19 protein-coding genes and 1 pseudogene are annotated in these 25,852 nt (G+C 64.2%); 8 read left to right on the forward strand and 12 right to left on the reverse strand.

All coding sequences use genetic code 11. The features are described from left to right. Positions 1-27: 27 nt before the first annotated feature. The 3 genes from YS110_12545 to ppk2 form a co-directional block, all read right to left on the reverse strand. Positions 28-420 (reverse strand): hypothetical protein, encoded by a 393-nt coding sequence (locus YS110_12545; GenBank protein ID UJB65523.1) that lies wholly within the window; start codon positions 418-420, stop codon positions 28-30. Beyond that, positions 417-1,118 carry a DUF4197 domain-containing protein gene (locus YS110_12550; protein ID UJB65524.1) on the reverse strand — a complete coding sequence of 234 codons (702 nt, stop codon included), beginning with the start codon at positions 1,116-1,118 and terminating at the stop codon, positions 417-419. Before YS110_12550 ends, YS110_12545 begins: the two co-directional genes overlap by 4 nt. A gap of 64 nt (positions 1,119-1,182) precedes the next feature. Continuing rightward, a complete protein-coding gene (gene ppk2 / locus YS110_12555) occupies positions 1,183-2,349 on the reverse strand; it encodes a polyphosphate kinase 2 (GenBank protein UJB65525.1) in 1,167 nt (388 codons plus the stop codon). A 108-nt stretch (positions 2,350-2,457) separates the two neighbouring features. Here ppk2 and YS110_12560 point away from each other — a divergent pair, with 108 nt between their 5' ends. Then, positions 2,458-2,982 carry an ImmA/IrrE family metallo-endopeptidase gene (locus YS110_12560; GenBank protein ID UJB65526.1) on the forward strand — a complete coding sequence of 175 codons (525 nt, stop codon included), beginning with the start codon at positions 2,458-2,460 and terminating at the stop codon, positions 2,980-2,982. A 78-nt stretch (positions 2,983-3,060) separates the two neighbouring features. On the opposite strand, the gene YS110_12565 is transcribed toward YS110_12560, so the two are convergent. From YS110_12565 to YS110_12590, 6 genes and pseudogenes are all read right to left on the reverse strand, one after another. Further along, positions 3,061-3,858 carry an IclR family transcriptional regulator gene (locus tag YS110_12565; protein ID UJB65527.1) on the reverse strand — a complete coding sequence of 266 codons (798 nt, stop codon included), beginning with the start codon at positions 3,856-3,858 and terminating at the stop codon, positions 3,061-3,063. Between the two features lie 67 nt (positions 3,859-3,925). Then, positions 3,926-5,278: an MHS family MFS transporter gene (locus tag YS110_12570; protein UJB67440.1), complete on the reverse strand. Its 1,353-nt coding sequence runs from the start codon at positions 5,276-5,278 to the stop codon at positions 3,926-3,928. Between the two features lie 144 nt (positions 5,279-5,422). After that, positions 5,423-6,466, reverse strand: a complete 1,044-nt coding sequence (dmpG, locus tag YS110_12575) for a 4-hydroxy-2-oxovalerate aldolase (GenBank protein ID UJB65528.1) — start codon at positions 6,464-6,466, stop codon at positions 5,423-5,425. 14 nt (positions 6,467-6,480) lie between these two features. Beyond that, on the reverse strand, positions 6,481-7,434 hold the full coding sequence (locus YS110_12580) for an acetaldehyde dehydrogenase (acetylating) (GenBank protein ID UJB65529.1): 954 nt from the start codon (positions 7,432-7,434) through the stop codon (positions 6,481-6,483). A 270-nt stretch (positions 7,435-7,704) separates the two neighbouring features. Next, positions 7,705-8,472 (reverse strand): annotated as a pseudogene (locus YS110_12585) (transposase). A 238-nt stretch (positions 8,473-8,710) separates the two neighbouring features. After that, positions 8,711-9,796, reverse strand: coding sequence for an IS5 family transposase (locus YS110_12590; GenBank protein UJB67441.1), 1,086 nt, complete (start codon positions 9,794-9,796; stop codon positions 8,711-8,713). 627 nt (positions 9,797-10,423) lie between these two features. Between YS110_12590 and YS110_12595 the strand changes: the two genes are divergently transcribed. The 5 genes from YS110_12595 (at position 10,424) to YS110_12615 (ending at position 21,467) form a co-directional block, all read left to right on the forward strand. Then, positions 10,424-16,189 (forward strand): carboxypeptidase regulatory-like domain-containing protein, encoded by a 5,766-nt coding sequence (locus YS110_12595; protein UJB65530.1) that lies wholly within the window; start codon positions 10,424-10,426, stop codon positions 16,187-16,189. Between the two features lie 147 nt (positions 16,190-16,336). After that, positions 16,337-19,621 carry a transglutaminase domain-containing protein gene (locus tag YS110_12600; GenBank protein ID UJB65531.1) on the forward strand — a complete coding sequence of 1,095 codons (3,285 nt, stop codon included), beginning with the start codon at positions 16,337-16,339 and terminating at the stop codon, positions 19,619-19,621. Further along, positions 19,584-20,006, forward strand: a complete 423-nt coding sequence (locus YS110_12605) for a hypothetical protein (GenBank protein UJB65532.1) — start codon at positions 19,584-19,586, stop codon at positions 20,004-20,006. Before YS110_12600 ends, YS110_12605 begins: the two co-directional genes overlap by 38 nt. Before the next feature lie 82 nt (positions 20,007-20,088). Beyond that, entirely contained in the window at positions 20,089-20,655 is a 567-nt protein-coding gene (locus tag YS110_12610; protein UJB65533.1) for a hypothetical protein, read from the forward strand. Positions 20,656-20,678: 23 nt separating this feature from the next. Next, a complete protein-coding gene (locus YS110_12615) occupies positions 20,679-21,467 on the forward strand; it encodes a hypothetical protein (protein UJB65534.1) in 789 nt (262 codons plus the stop codon). Between the two features lie 906 nt (positions 21,468-22,373). On the opposite strand, the gene YS110_12620 is transcribed toward YS110_12615, so the two are convergent. Then, positions 22,374-23,459, reverse strand: coding sequence for an IS5 family transposase (locus YS110_12620; GenBank protein UJB67442.1), 1,086 nt, complete (start codon positions 23,457-23,459; stop codon positions 22,374-22,376). A 45-nt stretch (positions 23,460-23,504) separates the two neighbouring features. On the opposite strand from YS110_12620, the gene YS110_12625 reads away from it, so the two are divergent. Both YS110_12625 and YS110_12630 read left to right on the forward strand, forming a co-directional pair. Next, positions 23,505-23,675 (forward strand): hypothetical protein, encoded by a 171-nt coding sequence (locus YS110_12625; protein UJB65535.1) that lies wholly within the window; start codon positions 23,505-23,507, stop codon positions 23,673-23,675. A 22-nt stretch (positions 23,676-23,697) separates the two neighbouring features. Beyond that, entirely contained in the window at positions 23,698-24,192 is a 495-nt protein-coding gene (locus YS110_12630) for a DUF421 domain-containing protein (GenBank protein ID UJB65536.1), read from the forward strand. A gap of 49 nt (positions 24,193-24,241) precedes the next feature. On the opposite strand, the gene YS110_12635 is transcribed toward YS110_12630, so the two are convergent. Both YS110_12635 and YS110_12640 read right to left on the reverse strand, forming a co-directional pair. Next, positions 24,242-25,372 carry an acyl-CoA dehydrogenase family protein gene (locus YS110_12635; GenBank protein UJB65537.1) on the reverse strand — a complete coding sequence of 377 codons (1,131 nt, stop codon included), beginning with the start codon at positions 25,370-25,372 and terminating at the stop codon, positions 24,242-24,244. Between the two features lie 88 nt (positions 25,373-25,460). Continuing rightward, positions 25,461-25,793 (reverse strand): STAS domain-containing protein, encoded by a 333-nt coding sequence (locus tag YS110_12640; GenBank protein UJB65538.1) that lies wholly within the window; start codon positions 25,791-25,793, stop codon positions 25,461-25,463. Positions 25,794-25,852 lie beyond the last annotated feature (59 nt).

Below are 25,852 nucleotides of genomic sequence, written 5' to 3' on the forward strand. Positions count from 1 at the left end.
TGGCAAAGGGCCGGAGGCCGATTTGGCTCAAAACTGATCGCCATCGACGTAGTACCAGCGCCCGCCTTCGCGCACGAAGCGGCTGCGCTCGTGCAGGCGCACGGCGCGCCCGCCGACGCGCCAGCGGGCGACGAACTCGACCTCGGCGCTGTCCGGGCCGGTGGGCTGGTGGCGGCGCACCTCCAGGCCCAGCCACTTCGCGCCCGCGTCGAAGTCGATGGCGGGCGGACGGCGCGACGGGTGCCAGGTGGCGAGCAGGTAGTCGCCGCGCCCGCCCACGAAGGCGCTGTAGCGCGAGCGCATGAGGCGCTCGGCGTCGGGCGCATCCTCGGCGCCCTCCAGGAAGCGCCCGCAGCAACCGGCCAGCGGCGCGCCGCTGCCGCAAGGGCAGGCGGGCGCGGCGGGCGCGCGGCGGTTCATCGCGCGCCGAAGACCTTCTGCAGCAGCGCGCTGCCGGTGCCCACGGGGTCGTTGCGGATCTTGCGCTCTTCCTCGCCGATCATGAAGTACAGGCCATCCAGCGTCTTGCCGGTCACGTACTGCTGCAGGTTGGCGTCCTCGGCCTTGAGCAGGCCGAAGCCCGCGGCCTTGCCGGCGAAGGCGTTGTACTGCTGCGCCAGGCCCACCTTGTCGGTGGCCTGGGTGACCACGGGCAGGAAGCGCTCGCCCAGCGGCGCGCGCGTCTTGCCGGCGAAGAACTGCGTCACGGCCGTGTCGCCGCCGGTGAGGATGTTCTTCGCGTCCTGCACGCTCATGCTCTGCACCGCGCCCACGAGCAGGTCCTTGCCCATGGGCACGGCTGTCTCGGCGGCACGGTTGATGGTGGTGACCAGTTCGTCGATGCGCTGGCCCTGGCCGAAGCGGCGCATGAGCTTGGCCGCGTCTTCGAGCTGCCCCGGCAGGCCGATGCGCACCTGCGGGTTGCCCAGGAAGCCATCGGTGCGCCCCAGCAGGTCCACCGCCACCTCGGCGCCGCGCGCCAGCGCGGCCTTGACGCCGCTGGCCGCGTCGGCATTGGACAACTGCGCCAGCGACACGGCCAGCGCCCGCTGGTGCGCGGCCAGCAGCAGCAGGCCGAGCGCGCTGGCTCGATGGATGAATGCGCGACGAGACGACATGGAAAAGCCCCCCAGGGTTCAGCAAAGGGCGCCATTCTTGCAGAACCGGCGGCGCGGTGCAGGGCTAGCCGTGCGCCCTGCCGACGATCAGCGTGTCGAGCCTGCCAATGGTCTTGAGCGACTTGTTCGCATAGGGCAGCTTGTGCAGCACGTAGCGCATGGCGTTGAGGCGCGCGCGCTTCTTGCAGTCGCTCTTGACCACGGTCCAGGGCGAATCGGCCGTGTCGGTCTCGAAGAACATGGCCTCCTTGGCGCGGGTGTAGTCGTCCCACTTGTCGAGCGAGGCCAGGTCCACGGGGCTGAGCTTCCACTGCTTGAGCGGGTGGACCTCGCGCTCCTTGAAGCGCCGGCGCTGCTCGGCGCGCGTGACGGAGAACCAGAACTTGACCACATGGATGCCGCTGCGCACCAGATGGCGCTCGAACTCGGGCGCCTGGTGCATGAACTCGTGGTACTCGGCGTCGGAGCAAAAGCCCATGACGCGCTCGACGCCCGCGCGGTTGTACCAGCTGCGGTCGAACATCACGATCTCGCCCGCCGTGGGCAGGTGCTGGATGTAGCGCTGGAAGTACCACTGCCCGCGCTCCACCTCGCTGGGCTTTTCCAGCGCCACCACGCGCGCGCCGCGCGGGTTCAGGTGCTCCATGAAGCGCTTGATGGTGCCGCCCTTGCCGGCGGCGTCGCGCCCCTCGAACAGGATCACCACGCGCTGCCCGGTCTCCTTCACCCAGGCCTGCAGCTTGAGCAGCTCCACCTGCAGGTTGTACTTCTGCGTCTCGTAGGTGGCGCGGCGCATCAAGTGCTTGTAGGGGTAGCCGCCCTCGCGCCAGTCGTCGGACAGCTCGTCGTCGGGATGGCCCTTGAACAGCGGCGTCTCATGGCCCTCCTCGTTGTCCAGCAGCACCTGGCGCAGCATCTGGCGGTCGTCCTCGGAGGCGCCCTCGATCAGCGCGCGCAGGGCCGCCGCGCGCTGCTGCGCGGGCAGGGCCTCGCGCTCCAGCAGGGCCTGCACCACCGCCAGGCGGCGCCCCTGCGCCGCCTGGGCGGCCTCGGCCTGGACGTGGCGCGGCACGGCCTTGGGGCTCAGCGTGGGCAGGGTGTCGCCCTGCTGCACGGCGCGCGCGCGCGGCTGGGCACGCTTGCGCCGGGGCGCGGGAGCGGTGGAAGGAGAGGTGGAGGCAGCGGCGGCAGGCGCCACGGAAGGCGATGAAGCGGGGGTGGATGCGGTCATGGTTGAAAGCCCATCTGGGAAATGCATGTCACCATTTTGTCACCGTGGTTTTCGCCGCTCCTATTGCGGCAAACCCACCCGCGCGGCACGGCACAGATAATCCCGGCCATGAGCTTGTTTGCGGAAGGCATTCTCAACACCCACTGGGACCAGTCCGTGCCCGTCAACCTGGCGCATATCGCCAAGGCCATGGGCATCGCCGTGGCCGTGGGCGACACCGGCGCGGCCTGCGCGGTGCTGGAGATCTCGCGCCAGCGCAAGGCGCGCATCACCATCAATGCCTCGCACAGCTTCATGCGCCAGCGCTACGGCGTGGCGCACGCCCTGGGCCACATCGCGCTGCACCACCTGCGCCCCGGCATGCGCCGCGAGATCATGGTGTCGGAGAGCTACCACGTGGACTACGGCCAGCGCATGGAGAGCGAGGCCAACGATTTCGCGCTGCGCCTGCTCATTCCGACGCAGGTGCTGCAGTTCACGCTGACCGAGGGCCACGCCGAAAGCCTGCAGGAGCTGGCGCATCTGTTCGAGGTGCCGGACATCCTGGTCAAGCAGCGCCTGGCCGACCTGGACCTGCGCCTGCCGCAGCCGCTGGTGCGGCAGCTGCGCGCGGAAGCACGCTGGGATGACTGAAACCGCTCCGTGGCACTCATGCATTGGCATCCCGTCGTGCCTTTGTCCGCCATGCCACGTGGCAAGTCCTTGCTACAGCTACAGCGTTGTGGCGCCCAACTGCGCACTGATCTTGCGGGCCACGCCCTGCACCAAGGGAATCACCTCGCGCATGCGCGCCTCATCGGTATAGACGTCGGTGCTGGTAACGCTGATCGAGGCCACGATGGTTCCGCTCGCATCACGCACCGGCGCCCCGACACAGCGGATGCCGGGAATGTTTTCGTCCATGTCAAAGGTGTAGTCCTGTGCTGCATACGTTGCCATCGCCTCCAGCCAGACATCCAACGGCAACGATCCGGCCAGGCCCTTGGCGGCCTCTTGCTCGTAGCGCTTTTTCCAGGCGGCACGCCCCTGGTCGAGAATCAGTGCCTTGCCGACGCTGGTGCAGCACACGGGCTTGCGCCCGCCGATGCGGGTATTGACTTCGATCGGGCGTTTACCGCCGATCTTGTCAAGGTAGATGATGCCTTCATCCTCATCCAGCGCCGCCAGATGCACCGTATCCTGCGTCTGCGCTGCCAGCTCCTCCAGAAACGGACGTGCGGTGGTCATCAGCGGCGACTCACGGTAGGCCATGAAGCCGAGCTCCACCAGCCGACTGCCCAGGCGGTAGCCCTTGCGCGGCTCGAAACGCAGGTAGCGGATTTGCACCAGCGCCGAAGCCAAGCGGTGCGTGGTGCTGAAGGTAATACCCGTCTTGTCGGAGATTTCCTTGACCGTCCGACAGCCATCGGCCACGGCACTCACGATGTCGAGGCCCCGGAACAGCGTCTGGCTGGCGAGCGGCTTGGCGGCTTTTTTGGGGGGGCTGGTCGTTTCGGCTGGGGCGGTCATGGTGAGGGGGAGGGTGCGCGATGAGACCTGCGGTCACCGGCACCCACGCCTCGCACACGCCTCGAGATTACGAATCCAACGGCTGGCCGGTGCGATCCTTGGTGAAGCTGATGGCGATCAGCGATACCAGCGCGCACAGGGCGATGAAGATGGCCACCGGCACATAGCTGCCATGATAGCGGGCCACCAGCGCCGTGGCGATCAGCGGCATGGGACCGCCGACCAGCGCCGCGCCCACCTGATAGCCCAGCGAGATGCCGGTGTAACGCACGTTGGGCGGGAAGCTTTCGGCGAAAAAAGTGCCAAGCACAGAGCCATAAGTGGACCAGATGATGGAGAAGCCGATCACCACGGCAACCGTTGCGACCAACGAGGAGCCCTGGTTCAGCAGCCAGAAATAGGGACCGGCGTAGACGGCGATGGCGACCGTGCCCAGGATGAACAGCTTCTTGCGGCCAATGCGGTCGGACAACGCGCCGAAATACAGCATCACCGGCACCGCAATCAGCGCGGCGATCAGCACCACGTTGAGCGCGTCCACGCGCTTGTAGCCCAGACCCACCAGGTACGAGATGGTGAACGTGGCGAACAGGAAGAAAGTCGAGGTTTCGACGAACTTGGCGCCAATGGCGATCAGCACCGGGCGCCAGTGCTTGGTGAGCGTCTCCATCAGGGGCATCCGCTGGTGCTGCGAGCCCTTGGGATTGGCCTTGGCCTCGGCGGCCACCTTGCGGAACGACGGCGTTTCCTCCACCTTGTTGCGGATCCACATGCCAATCAGCACCAGCACGATGGACAGCACGAACGGAATGCGCCAGCCATAGGACAAGAAGGCCTCCTCCGAGAACACGGTGCTCAGGCCCGAGGTCGCCAGATTGCCCAGCGCCAGGCCGAACAGTGCGCCCGTCTGCGGCACTGCGCCAAAGAAGCCGCGCTTGTTGGCGGGCGAATACTCCACCGCCAGCAACACACCGCCACCCCACTCACCGCCCAGCGCCAGGCCTTGCAGCAGGCGCAGGATGGTCAGCAGAATCGGCGCCCAGACGCCGATCTGGTCGTAGGTGGGCGTCAGGCCGATCAGCACAGTGGACAGGCCCATGATGGACAGCGTGATGACCAGCGTCTTCTTGCGGCCGACCCGGTCGCCGACGTGGGCGAACACGATCCCGCCGATGGGCCGGATCAGGAACGCCAGAGCGAACGAGGCGAGCGCCAGCAACTGGCTGGTGATCGGGTCGCCGGACGGGAAAAATAGCTTGGCAAAAACGATGGACGACATGGTTCCGTAGAGAAAATAGTCGTACCACTCGATGGTGCTGCCCACGGCGCTGCCGAAAAGCGCGCGGCGGCGATCGGCATCGCTGATGGCGGTCTGCGCGCCGTGCGCTTGTGCCGGCTGGCCAAGTTGTTGTGCGGTCATGTTGCTTGTCTCACAGGTGTTTGACCCGGCCGCGAGAGCCACTGCCGGGCCTGCCGAAGCGGCCGCCCACGACACCGCCGGGGCACATCGCAGGGATGTGCCCAGCCAGAATCGCAGGCGCCTGCCCGGCTTCTTAGAGCGTGTCTACGCTCTTGGGGAAAGGTCTCGGCCGCGGCGCTGCTTCAGCAGATCCAACGCCACGTCGACGATCATGTCTTCCTGCCCGCCCACCATGCGCCGGCGGCCCAGTTCCACGAGGATGTCCACCGTCTTGAGGCCGTATTTGGCTGCGGCCGCCTCGCTGTGGCGCAAGAAGCTGCTGTACACGCCGGCGTAGCCCAGTGCCAGCGTCTCGCGGTCCACGCGCACCGGGCGATCCTGCAGCGGGCGCACGATGTCGTCGGCCGCGTCGAGCAGTTTGTAGAGGTCAGTGCCGTGGTTCCAGCCCATGCGGTCGATGGCGGCAATGAATGCCTCCAGCGGCGCATTGCCGGCGCCCGCGCCCATGCCGGCCAGGCTGGCATCCACGCGGTCGCAGCCTTCTTCCACAGCCACGATGGAGTTGGCCACGCCCAAGCTCAGGTTGTGGTGAGCGTGCATGCCCGTCTGGGTTTCCGGCTTGAGCGTGTCTTTGAAGGCCCGGAAGCGCTCGCGCACATCCTGCATGCCCAGCGCACCGCCCGAGTCGACCACGTAGCAGCAGGTGGCGCCATAGCTCTCCATGAGCTTGGCCTGCTGTGCCAGCGCTTGCGGCGTGGTCATGTGACTCATCATGAGGAAACCCACGGCTTCCATGCCGAGGTTGCGGGCGTACTCGATATGCTGCTTGGACACGTCGGCCTCCGTGCAGTGGGTGGCGACCCGCACCACGCGCACGCCGGCGTCGTAGGCGTTCTTCAGGTCGTGCACGGTGCCGATGCCCGGCAGCAGTAGCGTGGCGATCTCCGCGTGCTTGACCACGCTGGCGACAGCCTCGATCCACTCCAGATCGGTATGCGCGCCGAAGCCGTAATTGAAACTGCTGCCTTGCAGGCCGTCTCCGTGGGCGACCTCAATCGAGTCCACGCGGGCTTCGTCCAGCGCACGGGCGATTTGCTGGGCTTGCGCCACGCTGTACTGGTGGCGGATGGCGTGGCTGCCGTCGCGCAGCGTCACGTCGGAGATATAGATCTTCTTGTTGGGGATCATGGCGCAGAGCCTCCTCAAGCGTTTGCGGCGGCCAGCATGCGCGCGGCCATGTGTTCTGCGGTACGCAGGCCGGCGCTGGTCATGATGTCCAGGTTGCCGGCATAGGCTGGCAGGTAGTGCGCGGCCCCTTCGACCTCCAGGAAGATGGAGGTCTTCAGTCCGGTGAGCGCATCGCCCACGCCCGGAATGCGGATAGGCCTGTCGACACGGTCGAACTGCACTTGCTGCTTCAGACGGTAACCAGGCACGTAGGCCTGCACCGCGGCGGCCACCTCTTCCACCGAGCGGGCAATGGCATCTTCGTCGGCCCATGCACTCAGCGTATAGACGGTGTCACGCATGATCAGCGGCGGCTCGGCAGGGTTCAGCACGATGATGGCCTTGCCCTTGCGGGCGCCCCCCACCACCTCGATGGCCTTGGAGGTGGTTTCGGTGAATTCATCGATGTTCGCGCGCGTGCCTGGACCCGCACTCTTGCTGGAAATGGAGGCGACGATCTCACCGTAGTGCACAACAGCCACGCGCGAGACGGCGGCCACCATCGGGATCGTGGCCTGGCCGCCGCAGGTGACCATGTTCACGTTCAGTGCATCGAGGTGTTTCTCACCATTCACCACCGGAATGCAGTAAGGGCCAATGGCCGCTGGCGTGAGGTCGATCATGCGCAGACCGGGCTTGAGGCTGCGCAGGAAGGCATCGTTGTGCACATGCGCGCCCGCACTGGTGGCGTCGAACACGAAGTCGATGTCGTCGAACACCGGCAGGCGCGCCAGCCCCTCCACCCCTTCATGGGTGGTGGCCACGCCCATGCGCGCAGCGCGTGCCAGGCCGTCCGAAGCGGCATCAATCCCGACCATGGCGCCCATTTCGATGTTCTGTCCATGGCGCAGGATCTTGATCATCAAGTCCGTACCGATGTTGCCGCTGCCGATGACCGCGGCCTTGAGTTTCTTGCGAGCGTTTGACACGTCACTCCTGTAGCAGGGCCAAGCCCCGTTTCGACACAGCCGCGAGTGTAGGGAGTTTTTTTCAAAAGTTCAATATATGAATACACATCTCAATAAATGAGAAATAAACACCATAGGCAAAAAAACCGCCAACGCTTGACCGGCAAGCGTTGGCGGCTTCTGCGTCGAAAGCGCCTGGGTACAGCCTCTGCGGCGAGGACGATGCAAAACGCGTGGATGAATCCAGCGTACCGGCTTCTCTTACATAGTCCGTCCTGAACAATTCCGTTCTCAGCCGCAAGCGGGACGGCGATCACCGGATGCGGGGATCAGTGCAACGCTGACCGCCCGCATCGACAGCCCGAATCGGGCGCAACAAAGCAGCAGCGCGGCCAGGATCAGGCGCAGGTCGCGCCCAGCGCCGCACATCACTGCATGCAGCGCATCGCCCAGCGCGCCCTTGAGCGGGTTGCGGGCGAGGCGCCCGTCCATCTTCATGTGCCCGATGGCCGGCTCGATGGCACTGCGCCTCTTGATCATGGCCTTGAGCGTTCGGGTGACGCCTCGCTTCTGGCCTGACATCAGGATGCGCACGCCTTCGATTGCCACGCCCCGGTAGCCCTTGTCCACGATGGCCGTGGCCGCCAGCCTGTCCGTGCCGGTGAGGATGCCCACCGTCTCGGCCAGGGTGTGGCCGTCGTAGGGGTTGCCCGGCATGGAGCGCATGCCCACCACCAGACCTTCCTTCAACGTAGTGGCGATGCTGACCTTCACGCCGAACTCGTACGGGGTCCTGGCCTTGCCTTTGCTGATGCATTCGACCTCGGGCGCGTGCAACGCGTACAGCTTGTTCTTGTCCTTCGTGCGCTGCGCCAGTATGCGGCCAGTGCGCTGCAGCAGATCCTGCACCTTGGCCCTGGCCGCCTCGGGCAGCACGTGCAGTTGGCGAGCCACCTCGCGGTGCACGCGGCCCACGCGGGTGCGCAGCGTGCGCACGGCCCGGCGCATGCGCTTGTACTGCTTGGCGTGCGCGTAGCGCCCGATCTGTGCGGCCAAGCGTACCAGCGGGTGGCGCATGTTGATCTGCTCGTCCTGGCGCGCGCGGAACAACTCGCCGGTCTGGGGCTGGGGAGGCTTTGAGCGCATCGGATTGCTCGGAGATATTTGGGAACCTCTCACAACCCCATGATTGACGGATCCGAATAGGCACAATTGGACGCCAGCCGTTTTGAATGCGCGATGAGGCCTTACGGCGGTCTGCACCTCGTGCATTGAGGGGCCTTGCAGCCCCGATGGCTCAGGCTTTCGCCGTTTGCAGGCGCACCTGTGCCTTGGTGGTCGCCGGTTTGAAGAACGCATCCACGCCTCGCTCAAGGAACGAGGCCAGGCGCTTCATGTTGTAGCAGGCAGCCATCATCGTCATCGCCACCGTGGCCCGCGCCTGCCCGATCGTGCGCACGAACTTGCCGCCCATGTGCCGGATGCCGGCAAACGCATGTTCGACCCGGGCACGCTTGCTGGCAATGCGCTGGTTGCGCCGCTTCTGGCACTCGCTCAGGGGCTGGCCCGGCTGGGCCCTGCGCTGCATCGCATCCACGAATCCCAGCACTTGCAGCATCTGGCGCCTTTGGCGGCTCGGGTAGGCCTTGTCCGCATGCACTGCCCGCCCGGTGTTGTGCATGTCCAGCACCTCGTCGAAGTGGTGTCCGTCGTGCTCGCTGGCCGTGCCCGTGGCGATGCGGCGGATGAAGCCGTGCTTGAGGTCCACGCTCACGCTGAGCTTGTAGCCGAAGTAGCTCTTGCCGTGCTTCTTCGTGTGCGTGGCATCCACATCCCTTTGCCGGCGCTCGGCCTCGCTCCAATCGGGCGTTCTGCCTTCGGCCAGGGCCTCGCGCTCCGGCCTGTCCAGGCGCTGGCGCGGCGCGGGCACCAGCGTCGCATCGATGGCTTGTCCGCCCCGGGCCATGTAGCCATGGCGGTGCAGTTGCGCATCCACTCCCTGGAACAGCACCGTGGCCCCATCCACGCCCAGCCGCTCGCCGAAGCGCCAGATCGTGTTGCGGTCCGGCACGTTCATCGCATCCTGCAGCAGGCAAAAGCGCTGGTAGCTCGCCCGATCCAGCAACTGGTACTCCATCTGCTCATCGGACAGGTTGTACAGCCGCTTCAAGACCAGGATGCGCACCATCACCTCGGTGGGATAGGCCGGCCGGCCACCCCGGCGGCCATCGCCACGCTCGATCAAGGCATCCACCAGCCCGGCCAGGGCTCCGAAGTCGATGTGCCGCGCGATCACCTGCAGCGGATCGCCCACCTCGTCCCTCTTGTGCTGGCGCGAGGCCTCGGCGAACAGGTCAAACTTCAGCGCGCTGCGGGGTGTGATCATGGCAAGGGGCGGGTCAGGCTTCTCGGGTCAGGAAGAGAGCGGATGGGTTTTGAGAGGTTCCCAATTGCAAGAAAACAGGGACTGGCAAAACCATACCTTGCAAATACTGCGCCCTTTAATCAGAAAAACTACGAGTCAGATCAACGGTTTGCAGTTTTTTCAGGGCGGACTATTTACCACAAATCGCTGGGCTGTAAAAACCATCAGAACAAACAAATCGCATCAAAAGTAAAAAACAAGGCACCCAATTCGCAATTTTTTGTAAAAACAATTTGCATCTGAAAACGCCGCCGCCGGCTTTTGACAAGCAATTTTTTTTCATCAAGAATCGCTCGCAAATAATTGCAATCACAAGCCATGACGCATAGAAAAAAGCACGCAAACATGTGCAAATGGGGTGGGAGGATTTCGCAACTGCTGTCATCAGCGTTGCTTTTTTTATTGCTGGGCATGCAATTTCTATTGCCTGCCCATGCCGGCAACTCAGAAACCGCGAGAGGAGTCGCCTGGCTTCAAGGACAGGTATCCGCCAGCGGCGCTGTGGTAACGCGCTCGCGTTTCGCGACATCGGCCCAATCGCAATGCGAAGCGGCACAAACACTGCTTGGCCTTGCAGGCAACAATATGCAGGTCGCGGCCATCATTCATGCGATGCCCGAGACAGGGGATGACGTTCCCACCGAATCCCTCGCCTGCAAGGCCGCACTGCAGCGCCAGCAAGGCAGCGCTCCCGGAGCGGCACTTGCCACACGCTATATTGCCGACAAGGGTTTCGCCACATATGCCGACGAATGGGTTCCTGGCGTGATCGACACCGCCTGGGGTTTCATCGCGACCGAGAATCCATCCGCCATCCAGCGCAAGGGCACGCTTGAATGGCTGGCGTCCAAACAGGCCGCAGGCTTCTTCAAGGTCGGGGGCCATTCCAATATCTACGCCACCGCCATCGTTTTGCGCGCCTTGAACGCCGATGCGCTCAAAAGCGCCACCACCCTGGCACTGGCAAGACCCGCAGCCCAGGCACTGCTCGGCAAACAGAAAGTGGCGGGGAACTGGGCGGACAGCCCCATGCTCACCGCATTGGCATTCGAAGCGGTACATCCCTACACCGCCGCGCTGCCGCAATTGGGGCCTGCAGTCGAGGCCTTTCTGCTCGCACAGCAAAAACCGAATGGCTCCTGGAACGATGACCCCTACACCACCGCTCTGGCCCTGCGGGCCTTGGCGCTCGTCGGCGTGAAGCCCACGGATCCGGAACAGCAGGCCAACTCCGCCATCGTCAAAGGCACGGTTTACGACGAAGCCACGAATTCGCCATTGGCGGGCGCCTCGATCGCCGCGCTCTCCTCGTCCGGCGGAACGCCAGTCGTGGCGCAGTCCGATGCCAACGGCCACTACACGCTGCAGATTTCACCGGCGGGGCAACTCGTCATTTCCGTCACGAAAGACGGCTACAGCCTGGTGACGGCCCATGCATACGTCCCGCCGCAAGAGACGCTATTGTTCTCACCATCGCTGGCGGCAGTCATTGGCAGCGCACCGGGAGGCGGCGCCACACCCACCACCGCCGCACTGTCCGGCAGCGTGACCCAGGCATCCGACGGGCAGCCGCTGGCCGCCGTCCTGATCACCGCGCGCGACAGCAGCACCGGCACGACCTACTCTGCCACCACGGATGCCTTGGGCGCCTTCAGCATCACGGGCATCCCCCCCGGCACGCTGGTCGTTTCCGCTGAAAAAACCGGCTGGCAAACCATCTCGGCATCCGCCACGCTGCAGGCCAACACCACCGGCCTGTTCTCCCCGGCGCTGCAGTTGTCCTCCGCCGCAGGCGCCAGCCCGGTTCCCATCGAAGGCAAGGTGATCGACGCCCAGAGCAAGTCCCCCCTGGAAAGCGTCAAGGTCCGCATCAAGAGCCCGGCGGGCACGATCGACGTCTCCACCGATGCCAACGGCTTCTTCTCCGCCACCACATCGCCGGGTGAAGTTCTCGTCAGCTACAGCAAGGACGGGTACGGCCCAGCCACCCAGTCCGCCTTCGTCACGGCCGGTGCACGCATCGACGCCGGCGTGGTGGAGCTTGCCGCGGCCACACTCATCAGCACGCTGCACGGCCGCGTGCTCGACACCGCCGGCGCGCCGATCGCGTCGGCCACGGTCACCATTGGAGCGCTGAGCGCCACCACGGGCGCAGCGGGCGCCTACGTGCTCGACGGACTTTCCGGCACCCAATGGTCGGTGGAAGTCGCGGCGGCAGGCTATGCAACGCGCACGTTCGAGCTGCGCATCAGCGCGCCTGGCGCCATTGCCCAGGACTTCGTGCTTCCGTCATCCGCCGGCGAGGCCTATCTCGACCTCTCGAACCTGACCGCAAGCCCCTGGTCCGCCACGATCAACCAGGTCATCCAGGCCAGCCTGCGCATCGGCAACACCTCCGCCCTGCCCATGACCAGCAGCGTTGCCATGGAAGTGCAGGCCAGCAGCGGCGCCGTGGTGGCGACGCTACCCGTACTCGACGCCACCGGCATTCCCCACGGGGACGTCACCCTGCAACCCGGCGAGAGCATCGACGTGGCATTCCGCTGGAACACCACCACCAACGCGGCGGGCAGCTACAGCCTGATCGCCAAGCTCATCGAGCCCGGCTCGCGCAGCAAGGACAACCCGACCGGCAACGTCACCGGCAGCTTGCGCACGGCCGTTGCGCTTACCGAAACGGCGCTGTTCGCCGGCGCCGTCAACGCCGACCCGCCCGTGGTGCAAAGCGGCGCCAACACGCCCGTGCGCTTCAGCGCCATTCTCAAGAACACCGGCAACGTCCCATTGCCCGCAGGCGCCTACACCCTCAAGGTCTCCAACGCCACCAGCAACGCACTGGCGCACCAAGCCGCCGTCCAAGTGCCCGCCATCGCGCTCGACGGCTACCAGGAGGTCGATTTCGGCACATGGACGCCCACCAAGGCCGCGAGCCTGAAAGTGGAAGTCGTCGCGGGCCATGCGCCAGGGGCCGCCATCCAGACCACGCTGTACGTCGGCGACCTCGCCAAGGCGGACTTCACGGTGGATAAAACCATCGTCCCCCCGGGCGACCAGACCGCCAAGGGCAAGATCCGCATCACCGGGCTCGACATGGCGTCCGGCAGCAGCACCGACTCGTTCGCGCCGCTCATACGCGACGCCGTGACCAAGGCCGTGCGCTACGGCGACGACTACGCCTACGCCCACCACGTGGCCGACCTCAAATGCTTTGCCTGCCACGTGCAAACGCAGTCCCTCGTGGGTGGCGAGCGAAACCTGCGCTTCGTCCAGCCCCTGGACTGGAACAAGCGCACCGAACTGCTCAACGCCACGCTGCAGGCCATGGACCAGAACGGCGTGGTGCAAAGCTCCACCGGCCCGCAGACCAACACCATGCTCGGCCTCTGGGCCACCAAGGAATGGCACAACCCGCAGGAAGTCGCGTCGAGCAACCGCAAGCTGGCCGAGGCCCTGATGAACTTCGCCAGCAATGGCCGCTGGAACACCGACTACACCGGCTACTGGTGGGGCAGCACCGGCCAGTCCACGGGCATCAACGTCACCACCCTGGTGGACTACGCCCGCCAGGCCAGAAAACACGGCGCGGGCACCGTCAAGACCGTCGCTGCGCAAAGCTTCGCCGACCTCGCGCCCACGGGCGAGAAGCGCCTCGCCGCCCTGGATGACGGCACGCTGTACGTGGCCGACAAGACGAACGGCACGCTCCACGCCATCGCTCCCGGTGCGGCCAGCGCCGTCAAGCTGGCCAGCATGGCGAGCCTGCAAAACGTGCGCGCCATTTCCAGCAACCGCCTGCTCGTGGCCACGCTGGGCGGCGTCTTCCTGCACGACCTCGCCACGGGCACGCAAACCCTGCTCAACGCCCAGCCCAGCACCGACGCACTGGAACTGGCCGACGGCACCTTCCTCGTACGCCCCAACTACCAGGCCAAAGTGCTGGCGGTCACCGCGCAAGGCGTGGCCAGCGATTTCATCAACAACGCCGCCATCGGCACCTCGGGCGGCCAGCTCGAACAGCAGGCCGATGGCGCCCTGCTCGTCACCAACCCCGGGCTCAAGCGCATCCTGCGCTTCGAGCGCAACGGCACCCTGCGCGACACCCCGGCCGCCTACACGGCCGGCACGCCGCTACAGCTGACCCGCTACGGCAGCCAGGGCTACCTGCTGAGTACCGACACCGGCCTCTACTGGTACAACGAGAACTGGGTGGTCGAGCGCCTCACCTTCGGCATGACCCACTCCGCCGTGCGCCTGCCCGACGCCAGCGTCCTGCTCAGCGACAGCGGCGCCATCCGGCGCATGGCGTTCACCCCGGCCGACGCTGCGGCCCTCGCCACGCGCATCGACAACACCCTGGCGCAGTCCGCCACCCTGCTGGCCAGCGGCACCATCTTCAACGCCAGCAACAACATGGACGTGGCCTACCGCATGCAGGCCCTGGCCAAGCTGCGCGAGCACTACCAGGGCACCGCGCGCGCCCAGGAGTTCGACACCCTCATCGACACCCTGGCCCAGACCCTGTGGGCACGCCAGCGCAGCGACGGCGGCTGGGAAGTGCAAAACGGCTGGTACAACCGCAGCGACCCGGTGGTGACCGCCATCGTCGGCGTGGCGCTGGACGCCACCAACCCCTCGCGCAACGACAAACGCCTGCGCGACGCCATCCAGTACATCCTGACCACCCAGCGGCCCGACGGCACCTGGCTCAGCACCAATAACCTCGGCGGCGCGCTGCTGTCGTCCACCTGGATCGAAATCTGGCTGCCCACCATGCTCGACCGCATGGGTGCGCTCGACGCCGACCTCTCCGTCACCTTCGCGCCCGACGTGCTGCCCTCGGCCTTCTCGTACCCGCCCGCCCAGGCGCAGCCCCTGGCCGACGGCAGCACCCGCTACACGTGGTCATTCACCGGGGTGACGCAGGAGGGACGCGAACTCACTTTCGACCTGGCCCTGCAAGGCATGGGCCTGCAGGAAGTGCGCCCCGCCGCCGTGCAGGCCGAGCTGGTGTTCCAGAACAGCTTCGTCGCGGGCGAAGTGGTCAGCCCCCTGGTGGTGCCGCGCATCGCCGCCGACGCCCACACCACCATCGCGGCCCAGACCGACAAGCCCATCTATCAAGACCAGGACACGGCCGAGTTCCTCGCCCCCGTGACCAACGCCGGCGTGGGCGCGATCGACGCGCAAGTGCGCCTGACCGTGCTCGACGCCGACGGCGCCACCGTGGCCGCGCTGCCCCTGCCCGCCCCCTTTGCCCTGCCCGCTGGCGCCACGCAGGCCGCCAGCAGCCCCTGGAACGTGGCAGGCGTGTTCGCGGGCGAATACGTGCTGCGCGCTGAACTGCTGGCCCCCGACGGCGCCGTCTATGGCAGCGCCGAAGCCCCCTTCCAGGTGGTGGGCGGCAGCAGCCAGGGCAACGCCACGCGCATCACCACCAGCCGGGGCGAATACCTGCGCAGCGAAGCCGTCCACGTCACGTCGCGGGCGGGCAACACTTCGTCCATTGCAGTGCAAAGCGACCTGCGCGCCCAAACCACCATCACCGCCGTGGCCACCCCGGGCACGCCCAGCTTCACGCGCACCGAAACCATCGCGCAGTTGCTGCCCGCCAACGTGCGCGAATACGGCTACACCCTGCCCGCAGGCAGCCTGGCGGCGGGCACCTACCAGGCGCAGCTGCAGCTTTTGGACGGCGCGGGCCAGTTGCTCTCCGAAAGCATGGCCAGCTTCCAGGTTCGCGCGGCCCGCAGCGCCTGCGTGCCCGGCCTGCAAGGCACGCTGCACGCCTCGCCCGGCAGTGCCGCCCGGGGCGCCACCGTGCAACTGCACCTAGCCCTGGACAACCCCGCCGCACAGGCCCTGAACGCCGCCACCGTCACGCTGCGCCTGGTGGATCCCGACAGCGGCACCGTGCTGCACCAGGACGCGCACCAGGGCGTGGCCATCGCCGCATCGGGGCAATGGAGCCAGGACTACCCGGTGGCGCTGGCGCAGGACTTCCCGGCACGCGTGCTGGCCATCGCCAGCGTGGACACCGGGGCCTGTGAAGACACCCTGGCCACCACCCACATCAGCGTCACGCAAAGCCCGGCCCCTGACCCGGATCCAGGCCCCGGTCCCGGGCCGGGTTCTGGCCCGGGCTCGGGTCCGGGCTCGGGCCCATCCACCGGCCCAGGCGGCTCCGTCACACCAACCGCCATTCCCGTGGGCGGCGCCTGGTTCGCCCCGCTGCTCGGCGCCGCCCTGGCCCTGGCCGCCACGCTGCGTGCAGGCCGTCGGCGCAAGCGCCAGGCCCATGCACACCCCGGGCCTGGCACGCCCGCTCCGGCACGCGGAAGCGGGCCCGGGTGAAGGCCCCGGCATGCACACGCGGAGCATGCATCAATTCCAATAAAAACAGCCTCCAGCCCTTTACCAGAAAGCGCTGGAAGCTATCAAAACAAAAGCATCGCCAGCCCCATGACGGCCCTGGCACACAAGAGAGAAGAAAGCACCAACATGGCAACGAACCCCTTGCCCGCCTGCTCCACCGAGGGAGGCCGCCCCGAGGCTACCGTACTGCGCGGCCTCAAGGCCATCGTGCGGCCCGTGGCCCGCGTGGTCGTGCTCGCGCACCTGGCCCTGGCGCTGCAGCCGCTGAGCGCACTGGCGCACGACGGAGCCCCCCCTGGCTTCAACCCTGCCGCCACGCAGCAAATGCAGCGCCTGCAGCAATGGAACGCCAAGATGCAGGCGGCCCGCCACGAGCGCCAGCAAAGCGCGCTGGGTGCCAGTGCAGAGCTGGCGCAACTAACGGCACTCGCCAGCAGCCAGGCAAGCGACCTGCTCGCGCAGCAAGGCATGCCGGGCCTGCAGGCCAAGAGTGCCAGCGCCGCCCCGCCCCTCTACGACAGCCAGACCACCGCCGCCCAACTGCACGCCACGCTGCGCCAGATCGCAACCGCAAACGCCGCCGTGCGCGCCGAATTCGCCCCCGCGCGGCAAGCCCTCGAAGCCAAGGGCGTCCCCACGCAAATCCTCGCCCGCCACGACCAGGCAGTGGCCCGCTTCGATACCCGCGTGGCCGCGTTCGACGAAATCGCCACACGCATCCTGCCCGGCGCCAGCGCCTTCACCAAGGCATCGGCCCTGCCGCTGCCCGCCGACCTGCAAGCGCTGCAGGACTTGCTGCACGTGGACCAGCCCGCCAGAAAAGCCTCTGCCACCCCTGCCCGACTGCCCTGGCGCACCCCCGACCCCACCACGCGCGCACCGGCCGCGAGCGCCGCTGCCTGGGCCGAAGCCGTTGCCACCCCCGTGGCCCTGGCCGCCCGGGCCAAGTCCAGCATCGCCGGCCTGGCGTTCGATGTCGATCCGCCCGCCGACGAAGCCCCCACGGCCGACGACCTCGCCGCCACCGACGAAGCCGTGCTCTCCCCCGCCATCCGCGCCAAGGCGCAGGAGCTGGAGCACAACCCGCTGGCCATCCAGAACTGGGTGCGCAACCACATCGAGTGGATGCCCACCTGGGGCGCCGTGCAGAACGCCGACACCGTACTCGCCAGCGGGCGCGGCAACGCCTTCGACATCGCCAGCCTCACCATCGCCCTGCTGCGCGCCTCGGGCATTCCGGCGCGCTACCAGTTCGGCACCATCCAACTGCCCGCCAGCGCCGTGCGCAACTGGACAGGCGGCTTCACCCAGACCCCTGCCGCCCAAGCCTTCATGGGCCAGGGCGGCATCGCCAACCAGGGCCTGACCAGCGCGGGCACCATCACCCACGTGCGCATGGAACACGTATGGGTGCGCGCCTACGTCCACTACGCCGCCAGCCGAGGCGCCGTGAACGCCAGCGACACCCGCCACACCAGCCCCAATGCCCTCCACAACGCCTGGGTGCCGCTGGACGCCAGCTACAAGCAATACACCTACAGCCAGGGCATAGACCTGCAGGCCCAGGTGCCCCTGGATGCCCAGGCCCTGCTCGACGCCGCCCGCCAGGGCGCCAGCGTCAACGAAGCCGAAGGCTGGGTGCAGAACCTCGACCAGAGCGCCGTGCAGGCCCAGCTCGACCAGTACCAGCGCCGGCTCAAGCAGTACATCGACAGCCAGAACCCCAACGCCACCGTCGGCCAGGTCATCGGCAAGAAGATCGTCACCGAGCGCCTGCCCCAAACCCTCAGCGGCCACCTGCCCTACGAAGTGGTCGCCGAAGGCGCCCTGCACACCCGCATACCGGCGCAACTGCAGCACCGCTTCAGCTACAGCCTGAGCAACAGCTGGGGCGATGGACTGCTCACCTACAGCGCCAAGACCAGCGAACTGGTCGGCAAGCGCCTGACCCTGCACTACGCGCCCGCCGACCAGGCCACCGCCGACCTCATCGCCAGCTATCTGCCCAAGCCCCATGCCGACGGCAGCCCCATCCAGCCAAGCGAACTGCCCACCAGCCTGCCCGGCTACCTCATCCGCCTCAAGCCCCAGCTCACCCTGGACGGCCAGACCGTCGCCCAGGGCACCAGCGACATCGGCATGGGCGAAGAGCTGCAGGGCCTGGGCGGCTTCACGCAGTACTACAACCCCAGCCAGTGGGACTACACCACCGACGACAGCCATATTGCCGGACAGGCCACCGCCATCGGCATCAGTGCCGGGGGGATCAACGCCAGGCAATTGGCCGACCTGAAAACCCGGCTGGAAGCCACCAAGAGCCAGCTGCAGGCCAACAACGTGCAAAGCCTGACGGGCGAACAGATATCCGGCGACCTGCTCACCGCCGTGATCTGGAGCTGGTTCGCCGCTGCCGAGAGCCACAACCGCCTGAGCCAGAACCAGGCTGGCATCGTGGAGAACCCGGGGCTGTCCTACGGCCTGTTCCACGCCGTGGCCCGCCCCGCCTACAGCTGGGGCATGGTCTTCAAGGTGACCTTCCCCGGGGTGAACCTGGACATCGGCCATGTGCGCAATATCACCTGGGCCAAGGACAATGACCGGCAGACGTGGATTGGGTACAACAAGCTACGGGGGCAGTACATGAGTGCGCTGGAGCATGCCGTGCCGGAACGGTTCTTCAATGACCCCAACCAGTGCAATGACTATGCAACCCCCAATCCGATCGCGGGGCTCCCGGATTGCCCACGGGGCATCAGCGCCATGAGTGCCCTGGGCATCGCTGCCGCTCAAGGACAGAAAATCTTCGTGATAACTCCAAAGATCTATGCGAATAATCCAAACATTGTAAATAGCGTACTCAATGCCCATTCCTTGGACACAAAACAAAGAGTACAGGAGGCACTACATTTTGGTTATGAAGTAACGATTCATGAACGCCCGATATTGGAGAGCGGATGGAAAGGGGCTGGATATACAAAAATCGATCCAACAACGGGAGCCGGAGGATACATGATAGATGGCGGCAGTAATGGTGCCGCTCTAATTTTGATGGTTACATTGATTTCCTTCCTAATTATCCCACTGGCAATGCTTGTTGCAGGCGCCACTATCACATCCATAGCAACAGCCGGAGCATTCCTAATAATCGCCATAAAGCAATTCATAGAAAAAGTGGATGAGATTCTGAAAAAGGAAAACCTAACAGAATACCAAAAAAATGGGGCAATAGGTCTACTATCCGCCTTAACACTCCTTACCAATGTCTTTGCCATATTTAAAGCTGGATCAACAGCAGCAGTGGTAGCCTCTCTATTCCTACTAAATGTGATGCTTTCTGTTTTCAAGACTGCATTAGACTGGATAATCGCCCTCTATGAAAATTTACCAGAATACAAGAAAAATAATTCATAAATATACCGAAGAAAGCGCAAAATCCCTCACAGAATTAATTTCAATTATATTTTCGGCATTATTTTTGGCAAATACACTAACCGGCCCAGTAGAATTGAAATCAATACTTTCGATCAGCACTATATTTATAGTTATATTCAAAAAAAAAGAAACCGCATGGATTGGCCATGGAATAATAATATCAGGCCTTATTGCCGCAACGATAGACTCCATCGTCAATGGCTGGAAAAATCTATTTATTGATATATTCTGGCTTTCAGCCAAAGATTACTTTGAAATAAACAAGGAATATGCAATATTCTTCACTGCAGCATTTTTTTTTATCTTCTCCCTAAGAAAAATTCTCTTTAATTTCAAAAAACAGCCCAACCCAGATGCTGACTAACCCCCAGGATACGACGTCGGTCAATGCAGGAAAATTGATTGGCGCAATTTTCCTCACATAACTGGACACAGATGGAAATAAAATGAATCTCCTTAGATTCCATTTAATGATTGGCAGCAACAAATTACAAGCAGAAGCCTATAACAAAGAAGCTCATAAAAATGGCATAATTAATAGCAAATTTAGCTACATAAAGAAAGCAGCAGAAACCCCAAAAAAATGCATTCTCCCCACGTCCAATAAAAAAATTGACTCTGGATTCCCCGGCACCGATGGGGATGGCTTTTTCCTATGGCAAACAGAACCCATAGATTACGCCACCAACAAAGAGAAGTTTTACAAACAAAATCATCCGCTACTCAAATCGGAATACACCCAGTTATGGTTAAAAGAAGAAACCGCAATATTTAACTTCCTAGAACACATTCAACCCCGACTGCCGTGCATTACGGAATTTTGCAACGGGGATTTCTTCTCGCTATTGAAATGCATCTATGCAGACATGGGGCACGGCACATCAGTCGCACTCCCATGCTTCTCATCAAAACTAATATCCAAACTAAATGAAATAAATGCAGGATTTGATTGCGACGTAGAATTAGAGGATGTGCACTTTTCCAGAGTTTCAAGCAAATATCAGAAAAAATAGAGCATCGATTTTATTTTGAATAAGTGCCCACCAGCCTGCCCGGCTACCTCATCCGCCTCAAGCCCCAGCTCACCCTGGACGGCCAGACCGTCGCCCAGGGCACCAGCGACATCGGCATGGGCGAAGAGCTGCAGGGCCTGGGCGGCTTCACGCAGTACTACAACCCCAGCCAGTGGGACTACACCACCGACGACAGCCATATTGCCGGACAGGCCACCGCCATCGGCATCAGTGCCGGGGGGATCAACGCCAGGCAATTGGCCGACCTGAAAACCCGGCTGGAAGCCACCAAGAGCCAGCTGCAGGCCAACAACGTGCAAAGCCTGACGGGCGAACAGATATCCGGCGACCTGCTCACCGCCGTGATCTGGAGCTGGTTCGCCGCTGCCGAGAGCCACAACCGCCTGAGCCAGAACCAGGCTGGCATCGTGGAGAACCCGGGGCTGTCCTACGGCCTGTTCCACGCCGTGGCCCGCCCCGCCTACAGCTGGGGCATGGTCTTCAAGGTGACCTTCCCCGGGGTGAACCTGGACATCGGCCATGTGCGCAATATCACCTGGGCCAAGGACAATGACCGGCAAACGTGGATTGGGTACAACAAGCTGCGGGGGCAGTACATGAGTGCGCTGGAGCATGCCGTGCCGGAACGGTTTTTCCATGACCCGGCGCAATGCAACAGCTACGGGACAACAACTCCGATCGCAGGGTTGCCAGACTGCCCACGGGGCATCAGCGCCATGAGCGCCCTGGGTGCGCCACCCCAAACACCCGAAGCCGGGTGCAGCAGGCCTTGGATGCTGGGCACGAGGTGACGATCCACGAGCGGCCCATTATGGAAAGCGGATGGAAAGGGGCTGAATATACGCTGATAGACCCGACCACGGGAGCAGGGGCTTATCTTATTGATGGAGGGAGTAATGGGGGGGGGGCTTTCAGGAGCAACACAAGGAGCCGCATTCTCCTTCGTCGCAATCTCATTTACATTCCTCGCCCCACTAGTTGCGGGGGGGGGCTTGCAATATTCTGGTTTCTTTTTGCCACCATTGTGATAGCAAATATTCTAGCCACAATATATGTACTAACAAACATTAACGATCAAGAAGTGAAAAATTGCCACCTTGGAGGACTGGCGATGGGCTTGGGGCTTGGTGGACTATTCAACATAGCTGCATGGATAGGAAGAATTATGTCCGCCATTGGGCTCTGAATCGGTGGAGTGACCGATGCCACGACCAATCCAACCGCATGCGGAGTATAAATTGAGGCCTAACTGTCCAAAATGCAACACATCACTACCCTTATGGCGAATCTGGCTGGGGTTCAATGTTGAATGCCAGAAATGCCACGTCACATGCACAAAAGTCCTGACGCCTGCCTCTTATTTTTTCGGATGGTCACTCGGATTACTTGCATTTTGGGTAGGATTTGAATTCAAAACCCTCTGGTCATTCTTAATTCTTTTTATCGCCTGGGTTGTCGCGGATCATTTCTCGGAAATTAAAACAATTCCAGAGGAAAATTCATGAATGTTCCACACGCGTCTGGAACACGTCTGGGTACACACCTGCATCCACTACAGGCCAGACCGGGAACCTCTCACAACCCCATGATTGACGGATCCGAATAGGCACGATTGGACGCCAGCCGTTTTGAATGCGCGATGAGGCCTTACGGCGGTCTGCACCTCGTGCATTGAGGGGCCTTGCAGCCCCGATGGCTCAGGCTTTCGCCGTTTGCAGGCGCACCTGTGCCTTGGTGGTCGCCGGTTTGAAGAACGCATCCACGCCTCGCTCAAGGAACGAGGCCAGGCGCTTCATGTTGTAGCAGGCAGCCATCATCGTCATCGCCACCGTGGCCCGCGCCTGCCCGATCGTGCGTACGAACTTGCCGCCCAGGTGCCGGATGCCGGCAAACGCATGTTCGACCCGGGCACGCTTGCTGGCAATGCGCTGGTTGCGCCGCTTCTGGCACTCGCTCAGGGGCTGGCCCGGCTGGGCCCGGCGCTGCATCGCGTCCACGAAGCCCAGCACTTGCAGCATCTGCCGGCGCTGCCGGCTCGCGTAGGCCTTGTCCGTGTGCACGCTGCGCCCGGTGTTGTGCATGTCCAGCACCTCGTCGAAGTGGTGTCCGTCGTGCTCGCTGGCCGTGCCCGTGGCGATGCGGCGGATGAAGCCGTGCTTGAGATCCACGCTCACGCTGAGCTTGTAGCCGAAGTAGCTCTTGCCGTGCTTCTTCGTGTGCGTGGCATCCACATCCCTTTGCCGGCGCTCGGCCTCACTCCAATCGGGCGTTCTGCCTTCGGCCAGGGCCTCGCGCTCCGGCCTGTCCAGGCGCTGGCGCGGCGCGGGCACCAGCGTCGCATCGATGGCTTGTCCGCCCCGGGCCATGTAGCCATGGCGGTGCAGTTGCGCATCCACTCCCTGGAACAGCACCGTGGCCCCATCCACGCCCAGCCGCTCGCCGAAGCGCCAGATCGTGTTGCGGTCCGGCACGTTCATCGCATCCTGCAGCAGGCAAAAGCGCTGGTAGCTCGCCCGATCCAGCAACTGGTACTCCATCTGCTCGTGCGAGAGGTTGTACAGCTGCTTCAAGACCAGGATGCGCACCATCACCTCGGTGGGATAGGCCGGCCGGCCACCCTTGCGGCCATCGCCGCGCTCGATCAAGGCATCCACCAGCCCGGCCAGGGCTCCGAAGTCGATGTGCCGCGCGATCACCTGCAGCGGATCGCCCACCTCATCTCTCTTGTGTTGGCGCGAGGCCTGGGCGAACAGGTCGAACTTCAGCGCGCTGCGGGGTGTGATCATGGCAAGGGGCGGGTCAGGCTTCTCGGGTCAGGAAGAGAGCGGATGGGTTTTGAGAGGTTCCCGACCGTCGCCCAGGGCACCAGCGACATCGGCATGGGCGAAGAGCTGCAGGGCCTGGGCGGCTTCACGCAGTACTACAACGCAAGACGAAGCGCCGCGAACGCCGACGACACCCGTCACACTAGCGCAGGCCTGATGCACACTGCTCGATAGAGCGTTGCTGAAAGGACGTGCCATGCTGGATTTGAGCGTTCCCTGGTGGGAATTCGTCGTGCGCGCGCTGGTGGTCTATGCCTTCCTGCTGGTGTTCCTGCGCGTCACCGGGCGGCGACAGGTAGGGCAGTACGCGCCGTTCGACCTGGTGCTGCTGCTCATCCTCTCGAACGCGGTGCAGAACTCCATGAATGCGGGCGACAACTCGCTGGTGGGCGGGCTGATTTCCGCCGCCACGCTGGTGCTGTGCCACACGCTGATCGCCCGGCTGGGCTACCGCTTTCCGCGCCTGGGGCGCTGGATCGACGGGCGCCCGCGCGTGCTGATAAAGGGCGGCGTGGTGAACGAGCCGGTGATGCGCGCCGAGGCGCTGACCGCCGATGACGTGGCCGCGGCCCTGCGCTCGGCCGGATGCCTGCATGCCCACGAGGTGGAGCGCGCCACCATCGAAACCAACGGCCAAATCACCGTGGTACTGCGCCAGCGCAGCACCGATCACAGCCAAAACGGCCTCTAGCGCCCACCCAGCAAGCGCCAGAAGCTCCTATTTCAAGAGCAAAAACCACTCACGCCAGCGCGCGCTGGATGATGATCTTCTGCACGTCGCTCGTGCCTTCGTATATCTGGCACACGCGCACGTCGCGGTAGATGCGCTCCACCGGGAAGTCGTTCACCACGCCATAGCCGCCCAGCGTCTGGATGGCGGCGCTGCACACGCGCTCGGCCATCTCGCTGGCGAACAGCTTGGCCATGGCGGCTTCCTTCAGGCAGGGCTGGCCGGCGTCGCGCAGGCTGGCGGCGTGCCAGATGAGCTGGCGCGCGGCCTCGATCTGCGTGGCGCACTCGGCCAGGCGAAAGCCCACGGCCTGGTGGTTGAAGATGGGCTGGCCGAAGCTCTCGCGCTCCTTGCTGTATTGCAGCGCGCACTCGAACGCCGCGCGCGCCATGCCCACGCTTTGCGCGGCGATGCCGATGCGCCCGCCCTCGAGCGCCGACAGCGCGATCTTGTAGCCCTCGCCCTCGGCGCCGATCAGGTTGGCGGCGGGAATGCGGCAGTTGTCGAAGTTGATCTGCGCCGTGTCGCTGCTGTGCTGGCCCAGCTTGTCTTCCAGCCGCGCCACCACGTAGCCCGGGGTGTCCGTGGGCACCAGGAAGGCGCTCATGCCCTTCTTGCCCGCGGCCTTGTCGGTCACGGCGATGACGATGGCCACCTGGCCGTTGCGGCCGCTGGTGATGAACTGCTTGACGCCGTTGAGGACGTAGCCGTCGCCCTCCTTCGCCGCCGTGGTGCGCAGCGCGGAGGCGTCCGAGCCGACGTGCGGCTCGGTCAGGCAGAACGCGCCGAGCATTTCGCCGCGCGCCAGCGGCCCGAGCCACGCGGCTTTCTGCGCCTCGCTGCCGTAGCGCATCAGGATGGCGTTGACCGGGCAGTTGGTCACGCTGATGGCGGTGCTGGTGCCGCCGTCGCCCGCGGCGATTTCTTCCAGCACCAGCGCCAGCGTCACGTAGTCCAGCCCGGCGCCGCCGTACTGCTCGGGCACGCAGATGCCGTAGGCGCCGAGCTGCGCCAGGCCCTGGTGCACGTCGCGCGGGAAGTGGTGCTCCTTGTCCCAGCGCGCGGCGTGCGGGGTGATCTGGTCGCGCACGAAGTCGCGCACGGCGTCGCGCACCATGGTCTGGTCCTGCGTCAGCAGCATGGGAGTCTCCTTGGGATTTGTTTTAGGTATAAAAAGCACGCCAGCGCTTTCCTGGCAAGCGCTGGCAGCTATTACTATGGGAGCAAAATCAGAAGCGGGCCAGGGCCTCGGCGCGCGTGGGCTCGACGTTCAGGATGGCCAGGAAGCCGCTGATGTCGAACACCTCGCGCACGTGCGGCTGCATGCCGCACAGCACCAGCAGGCCGCCTTCCTGCTTCAGGCGCTTGGCCACCACCAGCACCATGCGCAGCCCCGCGCTGGAGATGTAGTCCAGCGCCGAGAAGTCGAACACCAGGTTGCGGGCGCCGCCATCGACGATGGCCAGCACCTGCGCTTCCATGGCGGTGGCGTTGGCGCTGTTGATCTGCCCCTGCAGGGACACGATGGTGGCGGAAGCGGTGGTTTCGGTGGCAATCGTCATGGCAAAAAATCTCTGTGGGCGAAGGCGTGGTTTATCGCAGAATGCAAGCCGCCGCGATG

Source organism: Acidovorax sp. YS12, assembly GCA_021496925.1.
Taxonomy (GTDB): domain Bacteria; phylum Pseudomonadota; class Gammaproteobacteria; order Burkholderiales; family Burkholderiaceae_C; genus Paenacidovorax.

Bases quoted from the DNA above. Each gene is read 5' to 3' on its own strand.
- YS110_12545 (UJB65523.1), bottom strand. From the start codon at position 420: ATGAACCGCCGCGCGCCCGCCGCGCCCGCCTGCCCTTGCGGCAGCGGC.
- YS110_12550 (UJB65524.1), bottom strand. From the start codon at position 1,118: ATGTCGTCTCGTCGCGCATTCATCCATCGAGCCAGCGCGCTCGGCCTG.
- ppk2 (UJB65525.1), bottom strand. From the start codon at position 2,349: ATGACCGCATCCACCCCCGCTTCATCGCCTTCCGTGGCGCCTGCCGCC.
- YS110_12560 (UJB65526.1), top strand. From the start codon at position 2,458: ATGAGCTTGTTTGCGGAAGGCATTCTCAACACCCACTGGGACCAGTCC.
- YS110_12565 (UJB65527.1), bottom strand. From the start codon at position 3,858: ATGACCGCCCCAGCCGAAACGACCAGCCCCCCCAAAAAAGCCGCCAAG.
- YS110_12570 (UJB67440.1), bottom strand. From the start codon at position 5,278: ATGACCGCACAACAACTTGGCCAGCCGGCACAAGCGCACGGCGCGCAG.
- dmpG (UJB65528.1), bottom strand. From the start codon at position 6,466: ATGATCCCCAACAAGAAGATCTATATCTCCGACGTGACGCTGCGCGAC.
- YS110_12595 (UJB65530.1), top strand. From the start codon at position 10,424: ATGCAGGTCGCGGCCATCATTCATGCGATGCCCGAGACAGGGGATGAC.
- YS110_12600 (UJB65531.1), top strand. From the start codon at position 16,337: ATGGCAACGAACCCCTTGCCCGCCTGCTCCACCGAGGGAGGCCGCCCC.
- YS110_12605 (UJB65532.1), top strand. From the start codon at position 19,584: ATGAAAATTTACCAGAATACAAGAAAAATAATTCATAAATATACCGAA.
- YS110_12610 (UJB65533.1), top strand. From the start codon at position 20,089: ATGAATCTCCTTAGATTCCATTTAATGATTGGCAGCAACAAATTACAA.
- YS110_12625 (UJB65535.1), top strand. From the start codon at position 23,505: ATGGGTTTTGAGAGGTTCCCGACCGTCGCCCAGGGCACCAGCGACATC.
- YS110_12630 (UJB65536.1), top strand. From the start codon at position 23,698: ATGCTGGATTTGAGCGTTCCCTGGTGGGAATTCGTCGTGCGCGCGCTG.
- YS110_12635 (UJB65537.1), bottom strand. From the start codon at position 25,372: ATGCTGCTGACGCAGGACCAGACCATGGTGCGCGACGCCGTGCGCGAC.
- YS110_12640 (UJB65538.1), bottom strand. From the start codon at position 25,793: ATGACGATTGCCACCGAAACCACCGCTTCCGCCACCATCGTGTCCCTG.